The organism is Actinomycetospora chiangmaiensis DSM 45062, assembly GCF_000379625.1.
GTDB lineage: Bacteria > Actinomycetota > Actinomycetes > Mycobacteriales > Pseudonocardiaceae > Actinomycetospora > Actinomycetospora chiangmaiensis.
Map to the genome: position 1 here is coordinate 300,207 of NZ_KB903217.1, position 19,883 is coordinate 320,089.

15 protein-coding genes are annotated in these 19,883 nt (G+C 76.0%); 11 read left to right on the forward strand and 4 right to left on the reverse strand.

The window, feature by feature from the left end; genetic code table 11:
* Nucleotides 1–19 precede the first annotated feature (19 nt).
* From A3CO_RS0101530 to A3CO_RS29520, 5 genes are read left to right on the forward strand one after another with little or no spacing between them, the layout of a single operon-like run.
* Nucleotides 20–640 (forward strand): hypothetical protein, encoded by a 621-nt coding sequence (locus A3CO_RS0101530; protein WP_018330471.1) that lies wholly within the window; start codon nt 20–22, stop codon nt 638–640.
* Entirely contained in the window at nt 637–2,025 is a 1,389-nt protein-coding gene (locus tag A3CO_RS0101535; RefSeq protein ID WP_018330472.1) for a ferredoxin reductase family protein, read from the forward strand. Before A3CO_RS0101530 ends, A3CO_RS0101535 begins: the two co-directional genes overlap by 4 nt.
* Nucleotides 2,019–2,531 carry an FMN-binding protein gene (locus tag A3CO_RS0101540; RefSeq protein WP_018330473.1) on the forward strand — a complete coding sequence of 171 codons (513 nt, stop codon included), beginning with the start codon at nt 2,019–2,021 and terminating at the stop codon, nt 2,529–2,531. Before A3CO_RS0101535 ends, A3CO_RS0101540 begins: the two co-directional genes overlap by 7 nt.
* On the forward strand, nt 2,528–3,265 hold the full coding sequence (locus tag A3CO_RS0101545; protein ID WP_018330474.1) for an FAD:protein FMN transferase: 738 nt from the start codon (nt 2,528–2,530) through the stop codon (nt 3,263–3,265). The genes A3CO_RS0101540 and A3CO_RS0101545 overlap by 4 nt, the downstream gene beginning before the upstream one ends.
* Nucleotides 3,266–3,288: 23 nt before the next feature.
* Nucleotides 3,289–5,823, forward strand: coding sequence for an HAD-IC family P-type ATPase (locus A3CO_RS29520; protein WP_018330475.1), 2,535 nt, complete (start codon nt 3,289–3,291; stop codon nt 5,821–5,823).
* On the opposite strand, the gene A3CO_RS0101555 is transcribed toward A3CO_RS29520, so the two are convergent.
* Nucleotides 5,820–6,341 carry a L,D-transpeptidase gene (locus A3CO_RS0101555; protein WP_051085824.1) on the reverse strand — a complete coding sequence of 174 codons (522 nt, stop codon included), beginning with the start codon at nt 6,339–6,341 and terminating at the stop codon, nt 5,820–5,822. The two genes, A3CO_RS29520 and A3CO_RS0101555, sit on opposite strands and share 4 nt — an antisense overlap.
* A 381-nt stretch (nt 6,342–6,722) precedes the next feature.
* Nucleotides 6,723–7,139 carry a nitroreductase family deazaflavin-dependent oxidoreductase gene (locus A3CO_RS0101560; protein WP_018330477.1) on the reverse strand — a complete coding sequence of 139 codons (417 nt, stop codon included), beginning with the start codon at nt 7,137–7,139 and terminating at the stop codon, nt 6,723–6,725.
* A 17-nt stretch (nt 7,140–7,156) separates the two neighbouring features.
* Here A3CO_RS0101560 and A3CO_RS0101565 point away from each other — a divergent pair, with 17 nt between their 5' ends.
* The 6 genes from A3CO_RS0101565 (at nt 7,157) to A3CO_RS0101590 (ending at nt 17,527) form a co-directional block, all read left to right on the forward strand.
* Nucleotides 7,157–7,786, forward strand: coding sequence for a hypothetical protein (locus tag A3CO_RS0101565; RefSeq protein WP_157646918.1), 630 nt, complete (start codon nt 7,157–7,159; stop codon nt 7,784–7,786).
* A 179-nt stretch (nt 7,787–7,965) separates the two neighbouring features.
* Nucleotides 7,966–8,436, forward strand: a complete 471-nt coding sequence (locus tag A3CO_RS0101570) for a hypothetical protein (protein WP_018330479.1) — start codon at nt 7,966–7,968, stop codon at nt 8,434–8,436.
* 103 nt (nt 8,437–8,539) lie between these two features.
* Entirely contained in the window at nt 8,540–11,851 is a 3,312-nt protein-coding gene (gene recC / locus A3CO_RS0101575) for an exodeoxyribonuclease V subunit gamma (RefSeq protein ID WP_018330480.1), read from the forward strand.
* Entirely contained in the window at nt 11,848–15,396 is a 3,549-nt protein-coding gene (locus A3CO_RS29525) for a UvrD-helicase domain-containing protein (RefSeq protein ID WP_018330481.1), read from the forward strand. The genes recC and A3CO_RS29525 overlap by 4 nt, the downstream gene beginning before the upstream one ends.
* On the forward strand, nt 15,393–17,231 hold the full coding sequence (gene recD / locus A3CO_RS0101585) for an exodeoxyribonuclease V subunit alpha (RefSeq protein ID WP_018330482.1): 1,839 nt from the start codon (nt 15,393–15,395) through the stop codon (nt 17,229–17,231). The genes A3CO_RS29525 and recD overlap by 4 nt, the downstream gene beginning before the upstream one ends.
* A 32-nt stretch (nt 17,232–17,263) precedes the next feature.
* Nucleotides 17,264–17,527, forward strand: coding sequence for a hypothetical protein (locus A3CO_RS0101590; RefSeq protein WP_018330483.1), 264 nt, complete (start codon nt 17,264–17,266; stop codon nt 17,525–17,527).
* Nucleotides 17,528–17,531: 4 nt separating this feature from the next.
* On the opposite strand, the gene A3CO_RS0101595 is transcribed toward A3CO_RS0101590, so the two are convergent.
* The gene (locus A3CO_RS0101595) at nt 17,532–18,182 is read right to left on the reverse strand and encodes a pentapeptide repeat-containing protein (RefSeq protein WP_245561423.1); all 651 of its coding nucleotides are present in this window, start codon (nt 18,180–18,182) and stop codon (nt 17,532–17,534) included.
* A gap of 167 nt (nt 18,183–18,349) precedes the next feature.
* The gene (locus A3CO_RS0101600; RefSeq protein ID WP_157646919.1) at nt 18,350–19,870 is read right to left on the reverse strand and encodes a carboxylesterase/lipase family protein; all 1,521 of its coding nucleotides are present in this window, start codon (nt 19,868–19,870) and stop codon (nt 18,350–18,352) included.
* Nucleotides 19,871–19,883: the final 13 nt, after the last annotated feature.

Sequence of the window (19,883 nt, forward strand, 5' to 3'; positions counted from 1 at the left end):
GCCCGACGAGAGGTGCCCGGTGAACGCCGACGAGCAGTCCGACCGCGAGCCGGTCGATCCCCCCACCGAGGACATCGGGTCACGCGGGGGGACGGGTGCGGGGGAGGGCGCCGTGGGTCACGACGGGGGGTCGGTGCCGGTCGGGTCGTCGGGGACCGTGTCCGACGGACACGGGGCGGCTCCCGCGCCCGCCCGGCCCCGTCGTCGTCGGGTGCTCGGCGTGGTCGGCGCGATCCTGATCGCCCTGATCCTGCTCGGCGGTGGCTTCGCCGCCGGGTACGCCGTCGCCGACGGCGGGTCGGGCCACGGTGGCCCGGGGATCGGCGGCCACCGGCACGGGGACGGTGGCGGTCACGGCCGGGGTCACGGCGGCCGGCAGGACCGCGGCGGTCGGGACGGCGACCGTGCGCGCCTGCGGCCCGGGGTGCCCGGTCAGCCGGTCGTCCCCGGTCAGCCGGTCCAGCCCGGTCAGCCGGTCCAGCCCGGTCAGCCGGTCCAGCCCGGTCAGCCGGTCGTTCCCGGTCAGCCCGCGGTGCCGGTCCAGCCCGGTCAGCCGGCCGTTCCCGCCCAGCCCGGTCAGCCCGCGGCTCCCGCCCAGCCCGGCGCGGGGCAGCCCGGGGCCGCCGTCACGGGCGCATGACCGCCCTCGCCGACCGGCCGCGGCACGCGTCCCGCCCGGTCACCGCACCTGCCGTCGTGGACCGTCGCATCCGTGCCGCCGCGGAGGCGGTCCTGTGCGCTTCGCTGGTCCTGGTCGCGTTCTGGTGGGCCACCGGCGGTGGCATCACCGATCTCGCCGGCTGGGCTTCGGGGCTGACCTCGCTGGGCCGGTTGACCGGGTTGTTGGCCTCGGTGCTGCTGCTGGTGCAGGTGCTGCTGATGGCCCGGGTCCCGGTGCTGGAGCGGGCCTTCGGGCAGGACCGGCTCGCCGGGATCCACCGCATCGTCGGGTTCACCTCGTTCACCGCGATGCTCGCCCACATCGGCCTGATCACCTGGGGGTACGCGGCCGGGGACCTCATCGCCACGCCGGGCGAGCTGTGGGACCTCACCGTGTCCTACCCGGGCATGCTGCTGGCCGCGGCCGGGACGCTGTGCCTGGTGCTGGTCGTGGTCACGAGCGTGAAGGCCGCGCGGGCGGCGCTGCGCTACGAGTCGTGGCACCTGCTGCACCTCTACGCCTACCTCGGTGTCGGGCTCGCCCTGCCCCACCAGCTCTGGACCGGGCAGGACTTCACCTCCTCACCGGCCCGCACCGTGTTCTGGTGGGTGCTGTGGGGGCTCGCCGCCGCTGCGGTCCTGCTCTGGCGCGTCGCCCTGCCGTTGCGGCGCAGCCTGCGCCACCGCCTCGTGGTCACCTCCGTGGTCGACGAGGGCGACGGGTGTTCCTCGGTGTACGTGACCGGCCGGCACCTGGCCGAGCTCGGTGCCCGGGCCGGGCAGTTCCTGAACTGGCGGTTCCTGTCCGGCGCCGGATGGACCCGGGCGCACCCGTACTCGCTCTCGGCCGCCCCGGACGGGCGGAGCCTGCGGATCACGGTCAAGGACCTCGGGGACGGCAGCGCCGAGCTGCCCGGGCTGCGGCCCGGGACCCGGGTGCTCGTCGAGGGCCCCTACGGCCGGCTGACCGACCGGGCCCGCACGGCGCCCAAGGTCGCCCTCATCGGTGCCGGGATCGGCATCACCCCGATGCGCGCACTCGCCGAGGAACTCGCCGGTGACGTGGTCGTGCTGCACCGCTTCACCGGCGACCCGGTCTTCGCCCGCGAGTTCGCGGTGCTGGCGGCCGAGCGCGGCTTCGGCCTGGTCCCGCTGCCCGGTCCGCGCCGGGCGCACGACTCCTGGCTCGGTGCGGGCGTCGGCGCCGTCGACGATCTGACCGCGCTGCGCGCCCGCGTCCCCGACATCGCCGAGCGCGAGAGCTACGTCTGCGGCCCCGGGCCGTGGACCCGGCTCGTCGTCAGGACCCTCCGCGCGGCCGGCGTCCCCGCCGAACGCATCCACACCGAGACCTTCGGATGGTGAACGTGCCTCCCCTGCGCTTCGACCGTGGCGCCCGCCGCATCGCCCTGTGGGGCCTGACCACGATCAGCACGGTCGCCCTGCTGTTCTCCTACAAGACCTCCACCTCGTCCTCGACGGCGAGCGAGGCGGCCCCCTCGGCGACGGGCACCACGACGGGCACCACCACGACGACGGGCGCCACCGCGACCCCGGTCGCCCCGGCGTCGAAGGCCAACTCGAGCACCTACACCGGCACCGTGACCGGCACGTCCGCCGACACCCGCTGGGGGCCGGTCCAGGTCCGGGTGAGCGTCGCGAGCGGGAGGATCACCGCCGTCGACGTCGTGGCGGAGCCCGACGGCAACGGCCGCGACCGCGAGATCAACGCCCAGGCCGTCCCCACCCTGGTCAGCGAGACCCTGCAGGCCCAGAGCGCGCAGATCGACATGGTCAGCGGGGCGACCTACACCTCCGAGGGCTACGTGGCGTCCCTGCAGAGCGCCCTCGACCAGGCCGGCCTCGCATGACGATCCCCACGGCCCCCACGCGCCGCGTCGAGCACGTGATGGGCCTGCCGATCAGCCTGGCGCTGCGAGGGAGGAACGCCGAGGGCCCGGCCGCCGACATCGCCTGGCGGGCGGTCCTGTACTCCCTGCGCGCCGCCGACCACGTGTTCAGCACCTACCGGGCCGACTCCGTGGTCAGCCGCCTGAACCGCGGCGAGATCGCCCTCGACGACGCCCCCACCGAGGTCCACGAGGTCCTCGCGATCGCCGAACGGGCCCGACGCGCCACCGACGGTGCGTTCTCGGTGTGGCGCGACGGCACCCTCGACCCCAGCGGCGTGGTCAAGGGCTGGGCGGTGCAGCGCGCCTCGGCGGCGCTGCGCGACCTGCCCGACACCGACGTCTGCCTCGCCGCCGGCGGCGACCTCGTCGCGTGGTCGGCGCACGAGCCGTGGCGCATCGGGATCGAGGACCCCCGCGACCCCACGGGCCTGATCGCGACCGTCCCGGTGACCGACGGCGCCGTCGCCTCCTCGGGCACCGCCCACCGCGGCACCCACCTCGTCGACGCCCGCACCGGCGCCGCGCCCGCGGGCATCGCCGGGGTCACCGTGCTGGCCGCCTCGCTCACCGACGCCGACGTCGACGCCACCGCCGCCTACGCCCTCGGACCCGACGCCCTCACCTGGCTACGACGACGGGTCGGACGCACCGGCCTCGTCGTCTGGGCCGACGGCACCACCGCGACCTTCTGACCGGCTCTGGGACGATCATGTCCATGACCACCGTGACGACGGCGGGTCTGACCGCCGCCGAGGCCGCACGGCGGGCCGGCGAGGGCCGGGCCAACACCCCGGTCCGCGGCTCGAGCCGGACCACCGCGACGATCCTGCGGACCACCGTCTTCTCCCTCTACAACAACATCCTGTTCGTCATCGGCATCGGGCTGCTGGCGCTCGGCCGGTACTCCGATGCGCTCGTCAGCGTCGGTCTCGGCATCATCAACGCCGCGCTCTCGGCGGTGCAGGAGCTGCGCGCGCACCGCGCCCTGGACCGGCTGCAGCTGCTCGCCCGCGAGCCGGTGACGGTGCTGCGCGACGGGTCCGAGACCGACGTCCCGCCGACCGAGGTCGTCGAGGGCGACCTGCTGCGGGTGCGCGGCGGCGCGCAGGTGGTGGTCGACGGGCCGCTGGTCGAGGGCGCCGTGGAGGCCGACGAGTCGCTGCTGACCGGCGAGTCCGACCCGGTCCCCAAGCCGGTCGGCGCGACGCTGCTCTCCGGCAGCGCGATCGCCTCGGGCCAGGGGTGGCAGCAGGCGGAGGCGGTGGGCGCCGCGAGCCACGCCGGCCGACTGACCCTGGCCGCGCGGGCCGACACCACCGACGTGACCCCGCTGCAGTGGCGCATCGACCTCGTCGTGCGGCTGGTCATCCTCCTCGTGGTGCTGATGAGCGGCGCGATCCTCGCCCAGGCCCTGCTGGACGGCTCGACGGTGCTGCGCTTCGTGCAGACCTCGGCCGTGCTCTCCGGGCTGGTGCCCTACGGGCTGTTCTTCCTCATCGCGGTCGCCTACTCGGTCGGCGGCGCCCGGATCGCGGGGCAGGGCGCGCTGGTGCAGCAGACCAACGCGGTGGAGGCCATCAGCCGCGTCGACGTCGTCTGCACCGACAAGACCGGCACGTTGACCAGCGGGGACCTCGCGCTGGTCGAGGTGGTGGAGATCAGCGACTCCCCCGTGCGCGAGCTGCTCGGCACCCTGGCCCGCTCCGTGTGCACCACCAACGCGACGACCGCCGCCCTGGCCGACCTCCCCGGACGGCAGGTGGTCGGTGACGACGAGGTCGAGTTCCGCTCCGCCCTGCGCTGGAGCGGCCTCGTGCTGCCGTATGCCGCCGCCCCGGAGGCGTCCGCGCGCCGGACGCTCGTCCTCGGGGCGCCGTCGGTGATCGTCGGGCAGCTCGCCGACGGCGAGGTGATCGTCGACCTGGTCGAGCGGGAGTCCCGTGCCCGCGCCGAGCGCGGCTTCCGCGTGCTGGTGCTGGCCTCGTCGTCGGGACCGCTGCGCGACGCCGACGGGCGCCCCACGCTGCCACGGCTGCGCGCGGAGGCCCTCGTGGTCCTCGGCGACGAGCTGCGGGCCGGCGTGGCGGACACCCTCGCGGGCCTCGCGGTCGACGGCGTGGCGGTGAAGGTCATCTCCGGGGACGACCCGGTGACGGTCGCCGCGCTGGCGCGCCGGGCCGGACTGGTCGGGACCGCGGTGTCCGGGGCGGAGCTGGCGGCGCTCCCGCAGGACGCGTTCGACGAGATCGTCGACGCGACCACGGTGTTCGGGCGGATCGCGCCGGAGCAGAAGGAGGAGATCGTCGCCGCGCTGCGACGACGGGGCCACCACGTGGCGATGGTCGGGGACGGCGTCAACGACGCGCGGGCCCTCAAGCGGGCGCACGTCGGCGTCGCGATGCGCTCGGGCAGCTCGGTGACTCGGGACGTCGCCGACATCGTGCTGCTCGACGACTCCTTCGCCACGCTCCCGCCCGCCCGGACCGAGGGCCGCCGCATCGTGGCCGGGGTCGGCTCGTCGATGTACCTGTTCCTGGCCCGGGTGATGATCCAGATGCTGGTCATCCTCACGGTGACGCTGCTCGGGCTCGGCTTCCCGTACACCCCGACCCAGGTCGGGCTCACCCTGTTCACCGTCGGGCTGCCGACGTTCTTTCTCACCCTGTGGGCCCGCCCGGCCCCGCCCGCCGAGGACCTGCTGGTCTCGCTGGCTCGCTTCGTGCTGCCGGTCGGCATCCTGACCGCGGGGTTCGCCACCGCCGTCTATGCCTTCCTCTACGAGTTCGTCCGACGCGGCCTGACCGGCACGGGCGCGTCGCGCGTGGCGGGCGTCTTCGAGGACTACACCGGCCTGGCGCGCACCGATCCCACGTTCGTCACCGCCTCGGCCACGCTGGGCGCGCAGAGCGGGCTGTCGGTGTTCGTCTCGACCACGGCGATCGTGCTGATCCTGCTGCTGGAGCCGCCGCACCGGATCTTCAGCGCGTGGCGGCCGGTGTCCGACGACCGGCGCCCGACCTGGCTCGCCCTCGGGCTGTTCGTGGCCTTCGCCGTCGTGCTCGTGGTGCCGGCCACCCGCTCCTACTTCGGCCTGACCGCGCCCGACCCGCCCGTGCTCTACGTCAGCGGGGTCGCGCTCGTGGGGTGGTTCACGGTCCTCACCCTGGCGCTGCGCTACCGGCTGCTCGAGCGGGCCGTCGGCCTGTCACCGCGGGACGGTGAGCGCGCCGGGACGCGCACCCACCACTAGAAGACGGTGACCCCGTCGCCGGGCCGCAGGTGCTCGTAGAACGTCGCCGCGTCGGTGGCGGAGAGGTGGATGCAGCCGTTCGACGACGTCGTCAGGCTGCCCTCGTGGAACGCGATCCCGCCCGTGGCGAAGTAGACCGCGTGGTGCATCGGCTCGTCGAACTCCGAGCTGAACGCGTCGGCGTCCTTCCACAGCACGTGGAACTCACCGGTGGGGGTCGCCGAGGACGTCGGACCCGGCGGCCGGAGGAAGGTGTCCGTGCCCGGCAGCATCGGCACGGGGCCGACAGTGACCTTCCCGTCGCGCTGCAGCCACGCCTTGCGGGCCACGAGGTCGACGCACGCGCTCGTGCCGACCGGGCACCGCGCGAGCTCCGCCGGGGTCACGACGCCGGGTGAGGGCGGGGGAGCGGGCGCAGCGGGGGGCGCGGCCGTCGGTGCGGGGGGCGCGGCGGTCATCGCCGTGGCGACCGGGGCGGGGCTCCGTTGCTCGGCGAAGAGCACCAGCACCGTGCCCATGGCGAGCAGCACCGCGACCGCCGCGAGTGCGACCGGGAAGGTCCGCCACCGCGGGGCCCGCCGGGTCGCCGGAGCCCGTCGGGCCCCGGCCGACGTATGCGACCGCTGCGCCGGGACCGGGCGACCCGACGCGCCCGCCGGACGGCGTGGCGCGGGGGGCCGGCGGACACCGGCGGGCCGGGGCTCGACCGCGAGCGGCCGCGCCGGGGAGCGCAGGGTGCGTTCGCGGGTGCTCCGGGCGGAGTGGCGGGAGGCGATGGTGCGACTCCTTCCTCCACGACGACCGGGCGGGCCCACGGTAGCCACGCCCCACGGCGCCCCACGGCTCGGGTAGGAGGGCTGCCCCTCGATCGGGGGGACGAAAACCCCAGCCCGGGACGATCAGCGACGTTCGAGCAGCACGACCGGGATCGTCCGGCTGGTCTTGGCCTCGTAGTCGGCGAATCCGGGGTAGCGCTGCTTCTGCGTCTCCCACACCGGCTCGCGCTCGTCGGCGGGCAGATCGCGGGCGCGCACCGGCACGGTGTCGATCGTCTCGCCGTCCCCCACCTCGATCGAGACGTCGGGGTGGGCGAGCAGGTTGTGGTACCAGTCCGGGTTGTCCGGGGCCCCGGCCTTGGAGGCGAACACGGCGTACCCGTCGCCCACCTGCTGGTACATCATCGGGCTCAGTCGGTCCGCCCCGCTGCGGCGTCCGACGTGGTGGAGCAGGAGCAGCGGGGCGCCCTCGAACTGCCCACCGACCCGTCCGCCGTGGGAACGGAACTCCTCGATGACCTGCTGGTTCCAGTCGCTCATGGGCCCAGTGTCCCGCCGTGCCTGACGTCGCGGCAGGGTCGGTCGACCCCGTGCTGATCGAGGAGTTCGGACCGCTGGAGCTCTGGACGGCCACCGTGACCCCGGTCCGCGGCGCCCGCCGCGCGGGTCGGGAGCGACTGGGCCGGCTCTCCGGGTCCTTCCGGGCGGCCGAGCGCATCCGGGAACGGGGCGGGAGGCTGCTCGACGTCGCCTACCCGACCTTCGAGCGCCAGACCGGGCTCGACCCGACCGTGCCGCCGACCGCGCTCGAGCGCGACGCGCGCGAGGTGGTGGTGACCGGCGCGCTGATGTCCACCCACCCGGTCGACGACGTCCGGCTGGCGGTGCTCGCCGAGGTCGGGGTGCCGCTGACCGCCCTCGACGCGGCGGCGACGAGCGGGCCCTGGCGCCTCACCACGACCCACGGTGAGCCCTACCGCGACGGGACCCCGACCACGCCGGGCGATCTCGTCGTCATGGACGCCCACGGCCCCGTCGCGCCCGTGATGGGGGACCCGCCCGGACGCCTCGCGGCGGGCCCGCGCAGCCGGGCGGTGGTCCTCTACGCCGTCCGCGTGCCCGGGATGGCGAGCTGGGAGGTCAGCGAGGCGGTCTGGCGGGCGGCGAACTACCTGGCGGAGACGTAGCGCAGCGGAGCTCGACCGTCGGGCCGGAGACGTAGCGCAGCGGAGCTCGACCGTCGGGCCGGAGACGTAGCGCAGCGGAGCTCGACCATCCGGGCCGAGACCTGATCTGGCGTCCGGGCGGTCCGGCGAGCACACTCTCCGGGGTTCTCGTAGTGGCTCGTCGTGGGAGGGGAGCGCCGGTGACATCGACCGAACCGCGCCCGGATCTCGCGCTCGCGATCCTCGACGCGCCGGAGACCGTCGCCTCGCGGCGCGGGCTGCGCGACCAGGTCGCGGCGCTGCAGGAGCGGCTGCGGCTCGCCCTCGAGGCGGACTGGGCGCCGGAGGTGCTCGCCGCGGCCGCCGTCGTGCCGGTCGCCGAACGCCCGCGGCTGCTCGACCTGGGCGAGCTGGAGCGGGTCCGCGACGACCTCGTGGCCTCCCTCGACGCGGTCCGCGAGGCCGTGCTCGTCCGCCGCGAGCGCCACGCCGCGAACCGGGCGCTGCTCGAGCGGATGTTCGAGGACCCCGACGCCCACCGCGGCGTCCGGCTCACCACCGACGACCTCGGGCTGCCCGGGTGCTGCCGCTGGCAGGTCTCGCCGGTGCTCGGCGTGGTAGGGCGGCTCGCCGGCTGGTGGCGCGTGAAGGTGTCTTCCGGCTGCCCTTGACGCTTCGCGCCGTGAGCACTTTCCGTGGCTGCTGCCACGGAAAGTGCTCACGAGGCGCAGCCACCTCCGAGGCTGTCGGGGGGCGCGGCTAGCGTGCCGGGGCATGGCGCTCCACGTCCACCGCGCCGAGCGGGCGGACACCCTCGCGGAGGCGCTGGCGGCCGTCCTGGCCGCGCCGCCGGAGGACCCGTTCGCGCCGGACGTCGTGGCCGTGCCCACGCGCGGCGTCGAGCGGTGGCTCGCGCAGCGCCTCTCCCACCACCTCGGGGCCGCCGCGGGGGACGACGGGGTCTGCGCCAACGTGCGCTTTCCCCCGCCGCGCGAGCTGGTGCGTCGCGCGCGGGGCCTTCCCGACGACGGGTCGTGGCGGCCCGAGCGGCTCGTCTGGCCGCTGCTGGAGACGATCGACGCCTGTGCGGGCGAGACCTGGCTGGCGCCGCTGGACACCTATCTCGGCGTGGTGGGCGACGCGACGGGCACCCGCGCGGGCCGGCGCTTCGCCGCGGCGCGCCACCTCGCGCGCCTGTTCGACACCTACGCCGAGGACCGGCCGGCCATGGTGCGGGCGTGGGCGGAGAAGGACGACGGTGACGCCGCGGACGTCCCGGCCGACCTGCGCTGGCAGCCCGAGCTGTTCCGCCGGCTCCGCGACCGCCTGGGCGAGCCGCACCCGGCGGAGACGCTGCCCGGCGCCGCGGTGGGCGGCGGTGCCGCGGGCGGCGGTGCGGTGGGCGGCGACCTGCCCGCGCGGCTCTCGGTGTTCGGGCCCACCCGGCTGACCACCACCGAGCTCGCGGTCCTCGACGCGCTGGGAGCGGACCGCGAGGTCCACCTGTGGCTGCCCCACCCCTCGCCCGCGCTCTGGGAGGCGGTCCGTGGCGCCGGCCCGGTGGCGCGGCGCCGGGAGGACCCGACGGCGGACGTGGCCGCCCACCCGCTGCTGCGCTCCCTCGCGCGTGACGCCCGTGAGCTGCAGCTCCGGCTGCCGGCCGACGTGCACGAGGTGCACCACCCGGCGTCGGGAAGGACGCCGGCGACGCTGCTCGAGCAGCTGCAGGACGACCTCCGGCACGACCGCGCGCCCGCCGCGGTCGACCTGCCGCCCGACGAGAGCGTGGTGGTCCACTCCTGCCACGGCCCCGACCGGCAGGTCGAGGTGCTGCGGGAGGCGGTCCTCGGGCTGCTCGTCGACGACCCGACCCTCGAGCCGCGGGACATCGTCGTCATGTGTCCCGACGTCGAGACGTTCGCGCCGCTGATCACGGCCGCGTTCGGCGGCGAGGACACGGCCCGCGCGCACCCCGGCCACCGGCTGCAGGTCCGCGTGGCCGACCGCGCGCTCACCCAGGTCAACCCCGTGCTCGGCGTCCTCGGCACGGTGCTCGACCTGGCGGACGCCCGCCTCACCGCGAGCGAGCTGCTCGACCTCGCGGAGAGCGAGCCCGTCCGGCGCCGGTTCCGCTTCGACGCCGACGACCTCGAACGGCTGCGGGTCCTCGTCGCCCGCGCCGGTGTCCGCTGGGGCCTCGACCGGGCCCACCGCGCCGACTACAAGCTCGGCCGCATCGGCGAGAACACCTGGGAGGCCGGGCTGGACCGGCTGCTCGTCGGCGTCGCCATGTCCGGCGACGAGCAGGTGTGGCTCGACTCCGCGCTGCCCCTCGACGAGGTCGACTCCCGCGACGCCGACCTCGTCGGGCGCCTCGCCGAGCTGGTCGACCGGGTGGCCGAGGTGCTCGGCCGGATGCGCGGTCCCGCGGCCGACGGCGGGCAGCCGCTGGGAGCGTGGCTCGACGCACTGACGTGGGCGCTCGACGCCCTCACGGCCACGGTGCCGGCCGACGTCTGGCAGCTCACCCAGGCCCGGGCGGTCCTCGCCGACGTCCGCGACACGGCCTCGGCCGCGGCGCCGCCGGTACTGACGCTGCACGACGTCCGCGCCGTGCTGTCCGACCACCTCGCCGGCCGCCCGACCCGCGCGAACTTCCGCACCGGGACGCTCACGGTCGCCACCCTGCTGCCGATGCGGGGCGTCCCGCACCGGGTCGTGTGCCTGCTCGGCCTCGACGACCAGGTGTTCCCCCGCGAGCGCGCCACCGACGGCGACGACGTGCTCGCGCGCGACCCGCACGTCGGCGAGCGGGACGCCGCCGCGGAGGACCGGCAGCTGTTCCTCGACGCCGTCATGGCGGCCACCGAACGGCTGGTCGTCGTGCACTCCGGCGCCGACGAGCGCACCGGGGCGTCCCGGCCGCCCGCCGTGCCCGTCGGCGAGCTGCTCGACACCCTCGACGCCACCGCCAGGATCGGCGGCCGCCCGGCCCGCGAGCACGTCGTGCGCCGCCACCCGCTGCAGCCCTTCGCCCCGGGGAACTTCCGGACGGCGGGGGCGCGTCCCTTCAGCTTCGACGCGGGCGCGCTCGACGGTGCCCGGTCGCTGGTGTCCGGACGGCGGATCCGGCCGGTGTTCCTGGAGGGTCCGTTGCCCGCCCGCGCGGGGCCGGAGGTCGACCTCGCCGACCTCGTCAAGTTCGTGGAGCACCCGGTCCGGGCGTTCCTGCGCCAACGGCTCTCGCTGATCGCCCGGGGCGAGGAGGAGGAGCCCGACGAGGCGCTGCCCGTCGCGCCGGACTCCCTCGCGACGTGGGCCATCGGGGAGCGGCTGCTCGCCGACCGGTTGGCGGGGCACGACGTCACCGCCTGCATGGAGGCCGAGCGCCGTCGCGGCACCCTGCCGCCGGGGGCGCTGGGGGTGGCCCTGCTCCGGCGGGTCGGGAAGCAGGCCGAGGCCATCAAGGTCGTCGCCGACCCGGTGTGGGCCGAACCGGCGCGCGACCTCACCGTCACGGTGCCGCTCGACGACGCCACCGTGGTCGGCACCGTCCCCGGGGTCCGGGGCACCACACTCGCCGCGGTGAGCTTCTCCCGGCTCGCCCCGAAGCACCGGGCCGTCACCTGGGTGCAGCTCCTCGCCCTCGCCGCCGCGTACCCCACGGGGCGGTGGTCGGCGGTCACCATCGGCAAGGGCGGCCGGGACGAGCCGACCGCCCGGGCCGACGTCACCGGCATCACCGCGGAGCACGCCCGGGCCGTGCTCGCCGACCTGGTGGCGCTGCGGGCCGCGGGGCTGCGGGAGCCGCTGCCGCTGTTCGCGAAGGTCTCCGAACGCTATGTCGCCGACCGTCCCCGGCGGACGACGAAGCAGGCGTTCGACACGGCCCGGCGCGAGTGGTCGTCGAAGTGGGGCGAGGCGAACGACCCGGCCCACGTCATGGTGTGGGGCCGCGACCGGGCGCTCGACGACGTGGCCGGCCCGGCCGGGGCGGTCGAGTCGACCCGGTTCGGGGAGCTCGCCGTGCGGTTCTGGCGGCCGCTGCGCGAGGCCGAGCGCGGGCAGGAGGAGCACTACCGATGACCGCGCTGACCGCCCCTGCTCGTGCCTTCGACGTGCTCGGGGAGCTGCCCGCGGGCACCACGGTGCTCGAGGCGAGCGCCGGGACCGGCAAGACGTACACGATCGCGGCGCTGGCGGCCCGCTACGTCGCGGAGGGCCGCGCGGAGCTCGACCAGCTCATGCTCGTCACGTTCGGCCGCGAGGCCACCCGCGAGCTGCGCGAACGGGTCCGTGAACGGTTCGTCGCGGTGGAGCGGGCCCTCCGGTCCGACGACGTCCCCGCCGACCCGGTGACCGCCCTGATCGTCGGGGTCGACCCCGCGGAACGGGCGCGCCGGCGTCGGCGGCTGGCCCATGCGCTGGCGCACTTCGACACCGCGACGATCGCCACCACGCACCAGTTCTGCCAGGACATGCTGGCCGGCCTCGGGGTCGCCGGGGACACCGATGCGGACGCGGTGTTCGTCGAGTCGATCGACGACGTCGTCGCCGAGGTGGTCGACGACTTCTACGTCCGGGCCTATGCCCCCGAGGGCGCCGGACCACCGGCGTTCGACCACGCCACGGCGCTGGTGCTGGGCCGCGCCGCCATCGGCGACCCCACGGCGGTGCTGGCCCCCGCGCCGGGGGAGGCGAGCGGTCCCGCCGACGCCCGGGCCCGCTTCGCCGCCGCGGTGCGGGCGGAGGTCGAACGCCGCAAGCGCACCCGACGCCTGTTCACCTTCGACGACATGCTGACCCGCCTCCACGCCGCGCTCACCGACCCGGTGCTGGGCGAGGCGGCCCGGGCCCGCCTCCGCGAGCGCTACCGCGTCGTCCTGGTCGACGAGTTCCAGGACACCGACCCGATGCAGTGGGACATCCTGCGGGTCGCGTTCCACGGGCACTGCCTGCTCACCGTGATCGGCGACCCCAAGCAGGCCATCTACGCCTTCCGCGGCGCCGACGTGGTGAGCTACCTCGCCGCCGCCGACTCCGCGGACTCGCGCGCCACCCTCGCCGTCAACCACCGCAGCGACGCCGGCCTGCTCGCCGCGCTCGACCGGGTCTTCGGCGGCGCGGCACTCGGCGACGACCGGATCGTCGTCCGCCCGGTGGGCGCGGCCCACCCCGACCCTCGGCTCGCCGGCGCCCCGGTCGACACACCGTTCCGGCTCCGGGTGCTGCCGCGCGCCGGGCTGCGGGCCAACTGGCGGACCGGCCTGCCCGAGATCGGCCCGGTGCGCGAGGCCGTGGTCGCGGACCTCGTGGCCGACCTCACGGCGCTCCTGGCCGCCGACTCCACCTGGGACGGCCGCTCTCTCGGACCCGGCGACGTCGCGGTGCTCGTGCGGACCAACGTGCAGGCCGACCAGGTCCGCGACGCGCTCGCCGAGGCCGGTGTGCCCGCGGTGCTCGCGGGCGCGGCGAGCGTCTTCTCGACGGCGGCGGCGCGGGAGTGGCTCGCGCTGCTGGAGGCCCTCGAGCAGCCCGGGCGGGCCACGCGCGTGCGGGCCGCCGCCCTGACGTGCTTCGTCGGCACCCGGGCCGCCGACCTCGACACCGACGGCTGGACGGGCGCGAACGCGGCCCTGCTCGCGGAGGTCGGGGAGCACCTGCGGCGGTGGGCGGCCGTGCTGCGCGACCGCGGGGTGGCGGCGCTGCTCGAGGCGGTGTCCACCACCACCGACCTCACCCGGCGGGTGCTGGGCACCGTCGGGGGTGAGCGGCTGCTGACCGACGTGCGGCACGTCGGGCAGGTGCTGCACGCCCAGGCCTCGGCCGGGCGGCTCGGGGTCGTGGCGATCACCGAGTGGCTGCGGCTGCGCATCGTCGAGGCCGAGGGGCGGCGCGCCGACGCCCGGCCGGAGCGGACCCGGCGGCTGGAGTCCGACGCGGACGCCGTGCAGATCCTCACCGTGCACAAGTGCAAGGGCCTCGAGTTCCCCGTGGTGTACGTGCCGTTCGGGTGGGACCGGTGGGTGAAGGACACCCCCGAGGAGGTCCTGCACCACGACGCCGCGGGACGGCGGGTGCGGGCCGTCGGCGGGCCGTCCGAGGGCGCCGCCTGGCACGAGCACTGCCGGGCGCACCGCCACGAGGACGACGGCGAGGACCTGCGGCTGCTCTACGTCGCCCTGACCCGGGCGCGCAGCCAGGTGGTCGCGTGGTGGGCCCCGTCCGTGCACACCGCGGCGTCCGCGCTCAACCGCCTGCTGCGCAGCCCCGGTCGCGGCCCGGGCCGGGAGCCCGACGCGATGGTCACCCTCGCCGAGGACGTCGCGGTGCTCGACGAGCTCACGGCGCTCGCCGGCCCCGACCTCGCCGTCGAGCCGGTCGTGTCGCGGCCGCCCGTGCCCTACGTCCCGGGGGCCGAGGAGCGGGGCACGCTCGCCGTCGCCCGCTTCGACCGGGAGCTCGACCTCGCCTGGCGGCGGTCGTCGTACTCGTCGCTGACCGCCGACGCCCACGCCGCCCACGCGGCGGAGACGGCGACGTCCGAGCCGGAGGAGTCGTCGCTCGACGACGAGGGCGACCTCGAGGTGGCGGCCGCGGCGGAGGAGGGCCTGCCGTCGCCGATGGCCGACCTGCCGGTCGGGCCGGCGTTCGGCGTCCTCGTGCACACCGTGCTGGAGACCGTGGACACCGCTTCCGGCGAGTTCGGCCCGGCCCTGGTCGAGGCGGCGGCCGAGGCCCTCGCGCGGCGACCGGTGGCCGGGGTCGGGGCCGCCGAGCTCGCCGCGGCGTTGGAGCCGGTGCTCCGGACCCCGGTCGGGACCTCGTCGTCGGGGCCCTGGACCTACGGCGACGTCGTCCCGGCCGACCGCCTCGTCGAACTCGACTTCGAGCTACCGCTGGCGGGCGGCGACCACCCGGCCGCGACGACGGTGACGCTCGGCGGCGCAGCCGCCCTGCTGCGCGCCCACCTCCCCGCCGACGACCCGCTCGCCGACTACGCCGACGTGCTCGAGGGGCTCTCGGGTCAGGTCCTGCGGGGCTACCTGACCGGGAGCATCGACGCGGTCCTGCGCGACCCCGACGGACGCTTCGTCATCGTCGACCACAAGACGAACTGGCTCGGCCCCATCGCGACGACGGGGGTCCCGGACCCGTTGACCACCGCGCACTACGGCCCGGAGCAGATGCGCAGCGCGATGATCCGGGCCCACTACCCGCTGCAGGCGATGCTCTACGGGGTCGCACTGCACCGCTTCCTGCGCTGGCGGGTGCGGGGCTACGACCCCGAGCGGCACCTCGGCGGCGTCGCGTACCTGTTCCTGCGCGGCATGTGCGGCCCGGACACCCCGGTCGTCGACGGCACCACGAGCGGGGTGTTCCGGTGGTGGCCGCCCGCGTCGCTGGTGGTCGCGGTGTCGGAGCTGCTGGCGGGAGACGCAGCGCAGCGGAGCTCGACCATCGGGGCGGGAGACGCAGCGCAGCGGAGCTCGACCATCGGGGCGGGAGACGCAGCGCAGCGGAGCTCGACCATCGGGGCGGGAGACGCAGCGCAGCGGAGCTCGACCATCGGGGCGGGAGACGCAGCGCAGCGGAGCTCGACCATGACGGCGGGGAGGACGGCGCCGTGACGGTGGATCTGGCGGCCGAGGAGGGCGTGCGGTTCGCCGTGTGCGCCGTCGGCCTGCTCGCGGCCTTCACCGCGCGGGGCGTGCTCGCCCCGGCCGACGCCGCGGTCGCGCGGCGGCTCGGCCGGCTGGGCCGGGAGGACGACGAGGAGGTCCTGCTCGCCGCGGCCCTCACCGTCCGGGCGCTGCGCGGCGGGTCGGTGTGCCTCGACCTGGGCGACGTGGACCGGGTCGTCCTCACCGACGACGGCACCCTCGACGACACCTCCGACCTGCCCTGGCCCGCCGACCCGCTCGCGTGGGCGGCCCGGCTCGCCGCCAGCCCCCTGACGCGGACGAGCGGTCCGTTGCGGCTCGACGACGGGCTGCTGTGGCTCGACCGGTACCGCCGGCAGGAGGACGAGGTCCACGCGAGCCTCACCGCCCGGGCCACCGCGCCGCCGCCCGCCGTCGACCCGGGCCGGCTGCGCGCCGCGCTCGACCGGCTCTTCCCCGGTGACGATCCCGAGGACCACCAGCGGCTCGCCTGCGCGGTCGCGACCCTGCGGTGGACCGCGGTCATCGCCGGCGGACCGGGCACGGGCAAGACGACGACCGTGTCGCGCCTGCTCGCGGTGCTGCGCGACCAGGACCCGGCCTGCCGCATCGCCCTCGCCGCACCCACCGGGAAGGCGGCCGCCCGGCTCGGCGAGGCGGTCGCGGCCGAGGCGCTCCCGGCGGAGGACCGGGCGCGGGTCGGCGACGTCGAGGCCTCGACGATCCACCGGCTGCTCGGGCCGCGTCCCGACACGTCCTCGCGGTTCCGTCACGACCGGCACCGGCGCCTGCCGCACGACGTGGTGATCGTCGACGAGACCTCGATGGTCTCGCTGACGCTCATGGCGCGGCTGCTCGAGGCGGTGCGCGACGACGCCCGCGTGGTGTTCGTCGGCGACCCCGACCAGCTCGCGCCCGTGGAGGCCGGCGCCGTGCTCGGGGACCTCGTCTCGGCCCCCGAGCTCGGTGAGCACCGACCGGCCGCGGCGGAGCTCGAGGCGGTCGGGTGCGCCGCGCGGCCCGCCGCGAACGGGGTCGTGCGGCTCGATCGGAACTACCGCAACAACGCCGACATCGCCGCGCTCGCGCTCGCGATCCGGCAGGGCGACGCCGACGCGGCCCTGGAGCGCCTGCGCACGGCGGGGTCGCTGGAGTTCGTGGAGTCCGCCGACCTCACCGACCGGGAGCCGGCCGGGCTGGCGGGGCTGCGCGAGGAGGTCGTGCGGGGGGCCCGCGAGGTCGCGGTCGCCGCCCGGGCCGGGGACGCACGGGAGGCCCTCTTCACCGGGGAGGAGCACCGGCTCCTGTGCGCACACCGTCGCGGGCCGTACGGCGTCGCGCGCTGGGCCGCCCAGGTCGAGCAGTGGCTCGACGAGGACGGTGGCGTCGACGCCGACCGCGAGGCCGGGGCCGTGTGGTGGCCTGGCCGGCCGCTGCTGGTCACCGAGAACGACTACGACCTGGGCCTCTACAACGGCGACACCGGGGTGATCGTGGCGCGGGGCGACCGTACGGTCGCGGTGTTCAGCCGCGGGGACGTGCCGCTGGAGCGGGCGCCCGCCCTGCTCGGCGACGTCACGACCGTGAACGCCATGACCGTGCACCGGGCCCAGGGCAGCCAGTACACGAAGGTGACGGTGCTGCTGCCGCCCCCGGAGTCGCCGCTGCTGACGCGCGAGCTGCTCTACACCGCCGTGACGAGGGCGCGGGACCGGGTGCGGGTGGTCGGTTCGGCGGAGTCGGTGCGTGCTGCGGTCGGGCGACCGATCTCACGGGCGTCGGGCTTCGCACGTCACCGGTGACCGCAGCGGACGAGCCGGGTATAAGAGCAGCCATGGACCCCGCCCTGGCCCGCAACCCTGCCGCTGCGCCCGACTCGTCCCCCGAGAAGCAGAGCGAGCTGAAGCTCAACGTCGGGATCGGCATCATCGGCACGTTCCTGTCGCTGTTCAGTGCCGTCATCTTCTTCACGCCGGTCGACGAGCCGATCCTGTCGGCCATCTTCCTCGTCGTGGCGATCGTCGCGGCCGCCGTGACCTTCCGCTTCTACGGGCGCCTGAAGAAGGCGCGGGCCAACTCGTCGGGGTCGTCCCACTAGGGCGTCACGCGACGACGAGGCCGAGGGCGCGGCACACCGCCGCGGCCTGGGCCTCGCTGATGATCGCCCCGCGGAGGGTGCGCGGGGTGTCGTCGGCGAGCCCGCCGAGGTCGGCGCCGCGCAGGTCCGCGCCCACCAGGCGGGTGTGGCCGAGGTCCACGTCGCGCAGCACGCAGTCGGTCAGCACGGCGTCCCGGAGGTCGGCGCCGCGCAGGTCGGCCTCGGAGAGGTCCACGCCGCGCAGGTGCACGCCCCGCCACGCCACGTCCTGCAGGTTGGCGAGCCCGAGGGTGCAGCCGTCGAGGCGGTAGGACGCCGCGAGGCCGCGGATCCCCGACAGGTCGGCGCCGATCATGCGGCAGTCCGTGAAGCGGGTCTCCGTGAGCAGGGCACCGGTCAGGCGGATCCGCGAGAGGTCGACGGCCTGGAACGTCGCGTCGGTGAGGTCGGCGTCGATGAAGATCGCCCCGGCCAGCGACCCGCCGCGCACGACGACGTCGTCCAGCGTCGCCCCGCGCAGGTCGGCGCCGGGCAACCGACAGTTCTCCAGCGTGATCCCCGACAGGTCGAGTCCGTGCAGGTCGGGCTCGTCCGCCACGAGGTCGCGCAGCGTCCCGCCCTCGGCCACCAGGGCACGGACCTCCGCACCGGTCATCTCCGCCACGCGCCCATCGTCCTCCGGGGCCCCGCCCTCCCCGTCACGCCCCGCGTTCCGTCCGGAGTGCGCGCCGTGCTCTCGCGAGGGTGACGTGCGGCAGGTTCCGGCGGCCCTGAACCTGCGTGGTGTGAACCTCGCGGCACCCGACCCGTCGTCGGGAAGGGTCAGCGGTAGCCGCGGTAGCCGGCCCAGGCGAGGCGGCGGCCCCGGCGGGGATCGGCCTCGATGCGGTCGTGGGCGTCGATGATGCGCGTGAGCCGGTCCTCGGCGGTGTACCGCGGCCAGTGCGACGCCGGAGCGCCGGTGCGGGCGAACGTCGTCCAGTCGCGCTGCAGGCTCCGCGCGACGAGGCGCAGCGCGCGGCGGCCGCCGAGCATCGTCAGCACCCGGCCGGTGCGGGAGCGGGCGAGCCCGAACACGGCGTAGAGCTCCATGCCGTGCGTCGCGCGCAGGCCGAGCAGCCGGAGCAGGCGCGGGGCGAGGTCGTAGCGGTAGGCGTAGACGGGGTGGCCGGCCGCGCTGTGACCCTCCATGACCTGCACGGACGGGTACCAGAAGAGGTAGTCCCCGCCGAGGTCCTTGCGGTACGGGGTGCCGCGGTAGGCGGCGAGGACCTGGTCACGCAGCTCGGGCTGGGTCGCGGCGAACACGGCCTCGGCGCGCTCGTCGGACACGAGCAGGTCGAGCCGGAGCCCGGGCAGCTCGAAGAGCCGGCCCTCGGTGTCGTTGGTCCCGATGATCAGCGGCACCGGGTGGGCGCGGCCGGCGGCGAACACGTCGAGCGGGGCCTCGGGCAGCAGGTCGCAGTCGACGGTCGGCGCGGTGAGGAGCACGCCCGGGGTGTCGTCGGCGACGTGCCGGAAACGGCGAGCGGCGTGCAGGAGCTGGTCGGTCGAGGCCGCGTCGAGCAGTTCGACCGGGTCGCCGGAGCGGCCGAGGACGTGCTCGAGCTCGCGGAGGTAGCGCCCGCCCCAGCCGGTGGCCCGGTCGCGGGAGTAGGCGACGCCGGGCGCCGAGCTCTGCGCGATGGCCCGGTGGAAGAGGCCGCGGGCGGTCGGCACCGACATGAGGGTCGTCACCGAGATCGCCCCGGCGGACTCGCCGAAGATCGTCACGTCGTCGGGGTCGCCGCCGAAGGCCGCGATGTTGTCGCGCACCCACTCGAGCGCGGCGATCTGGTCGCGGAGGCCGAGGTTGGACTCGATCGGGCGCTGCGGCGTGCCGAACGAGGAGAAGTCGAGGTACCCGAGCGCGCCGAGCCGGTAGTTCACGCTGACGTAGACGACGTCGCCGCTCGCCACGAGCCCGTAGCCCCGGTAGGTGGGCGCGGACGCGGCGCCGACGACGAAGGCGCCGCCGTAGAACCAGACCATCACCGGGCGGGGGGAGTCCGCCGGGGTCGCGGGGGCGACGACGTTGAGCGTCAGGCAGTCCTCGTCCATCGGGGTGTGCTTCCCGGCGCCGAGGAACTCCCCGGTGCGCTCCTGCGGCGGGACGGGTCCGAACGTGGTCGCGTCGCGGACCCCGTCCCAGGGCGCGGCGGGCTCGGGTGCACGCCACCGACGGGGGCCGACCGGCGGGGCCGCGTAGGGGATCCCCCGCCACGAGACCAGCCCGTCGCGGGCGAGGCCCCGCAGCGCACCCGTCGTCGTGACCACCTCGACATCGGTACGCGTGCGTTCCACCTGGTCCACTCTG

What these genes read in the sequence shown, in the direction of transcription:
- A3CO_RS0101535 (WP_018330472.1), top strand. Translation starts at nt 637, where the DNA reads ATGACCGCCCTCGCCGACCGGCCGCGGCACGCGTCCCGCCCGGTCACC.
- A3CO_RS0101540 (WP_018330473.1), top strand. Translation starts at nt 2,019, where the DNA reads ATGGTGAACGTGCCTCCCCTGCGCTTCGACCGTGGCGCCCGCCGCATC.
- A3CO_RS0101545 (WP_018330474.1), top strand. Translation starts at nt 2,528, where the DNA reads ATGACGATCCCCACGGCCCCCACGCGCCGCGTCGAGCACGTGATGGGC.
- A3CO_RS29520 (WP_018330475.1), top strand. Translation starts at nt 3,289, where the DNA reads ATGACCACCGTGACGACGGCGGGTCTGACCGCCGCCGAGGCCGCACGG.
- A3CO_RS0101555 (WP_051085824.1), bottom strand. Translation starts at nt 6,341, where the DNA reads ATGGGCACGGTGCTGGTGCTCTTCGCCGAGCAACGGAGCCCCGCCCCG.
- A3CO_RS0101560 (WP_018330477.1), bottom strand. Translation starts at nt 7,139, where the DNA reads ATGAGCGACTGGAACCAGCAGGTCATCGAGGAGTTCCGTTCCCACGGC.
- recC (WP_018330480.1), top strand. Translation starts at nt 8,540, where the DNA reads ATGGCGCTCCACGTCCACCGCGCCGAGCGGGCGGACACCCTCGCGGAG.
- A3CO_RS29525 (WP_018330481.1), top strand. Translation starts at nt 11,848, where the DNA reads ATGACCGCGCTGACCGCCCCTGCTCGTGCCTTCGACGTGCTCGGGGAG.
- A3CO_RS0101590 (WP_018330483.1), top strand. Translation starts at nt 17,264, where the DNA reads ATGGACCCCGCCCTGGCCCGCAACCCTGCCGCTGCGCCCGACTCGTCC.
- A3CO_RS0101595 (WP_245561423.1), bottom strand. Translation starts at nt 18,182, where the DNA reads ATGACCGGTGCGGAGGTCCGTGCCCTGGTGGCCGAGGGCGGGACGCTG.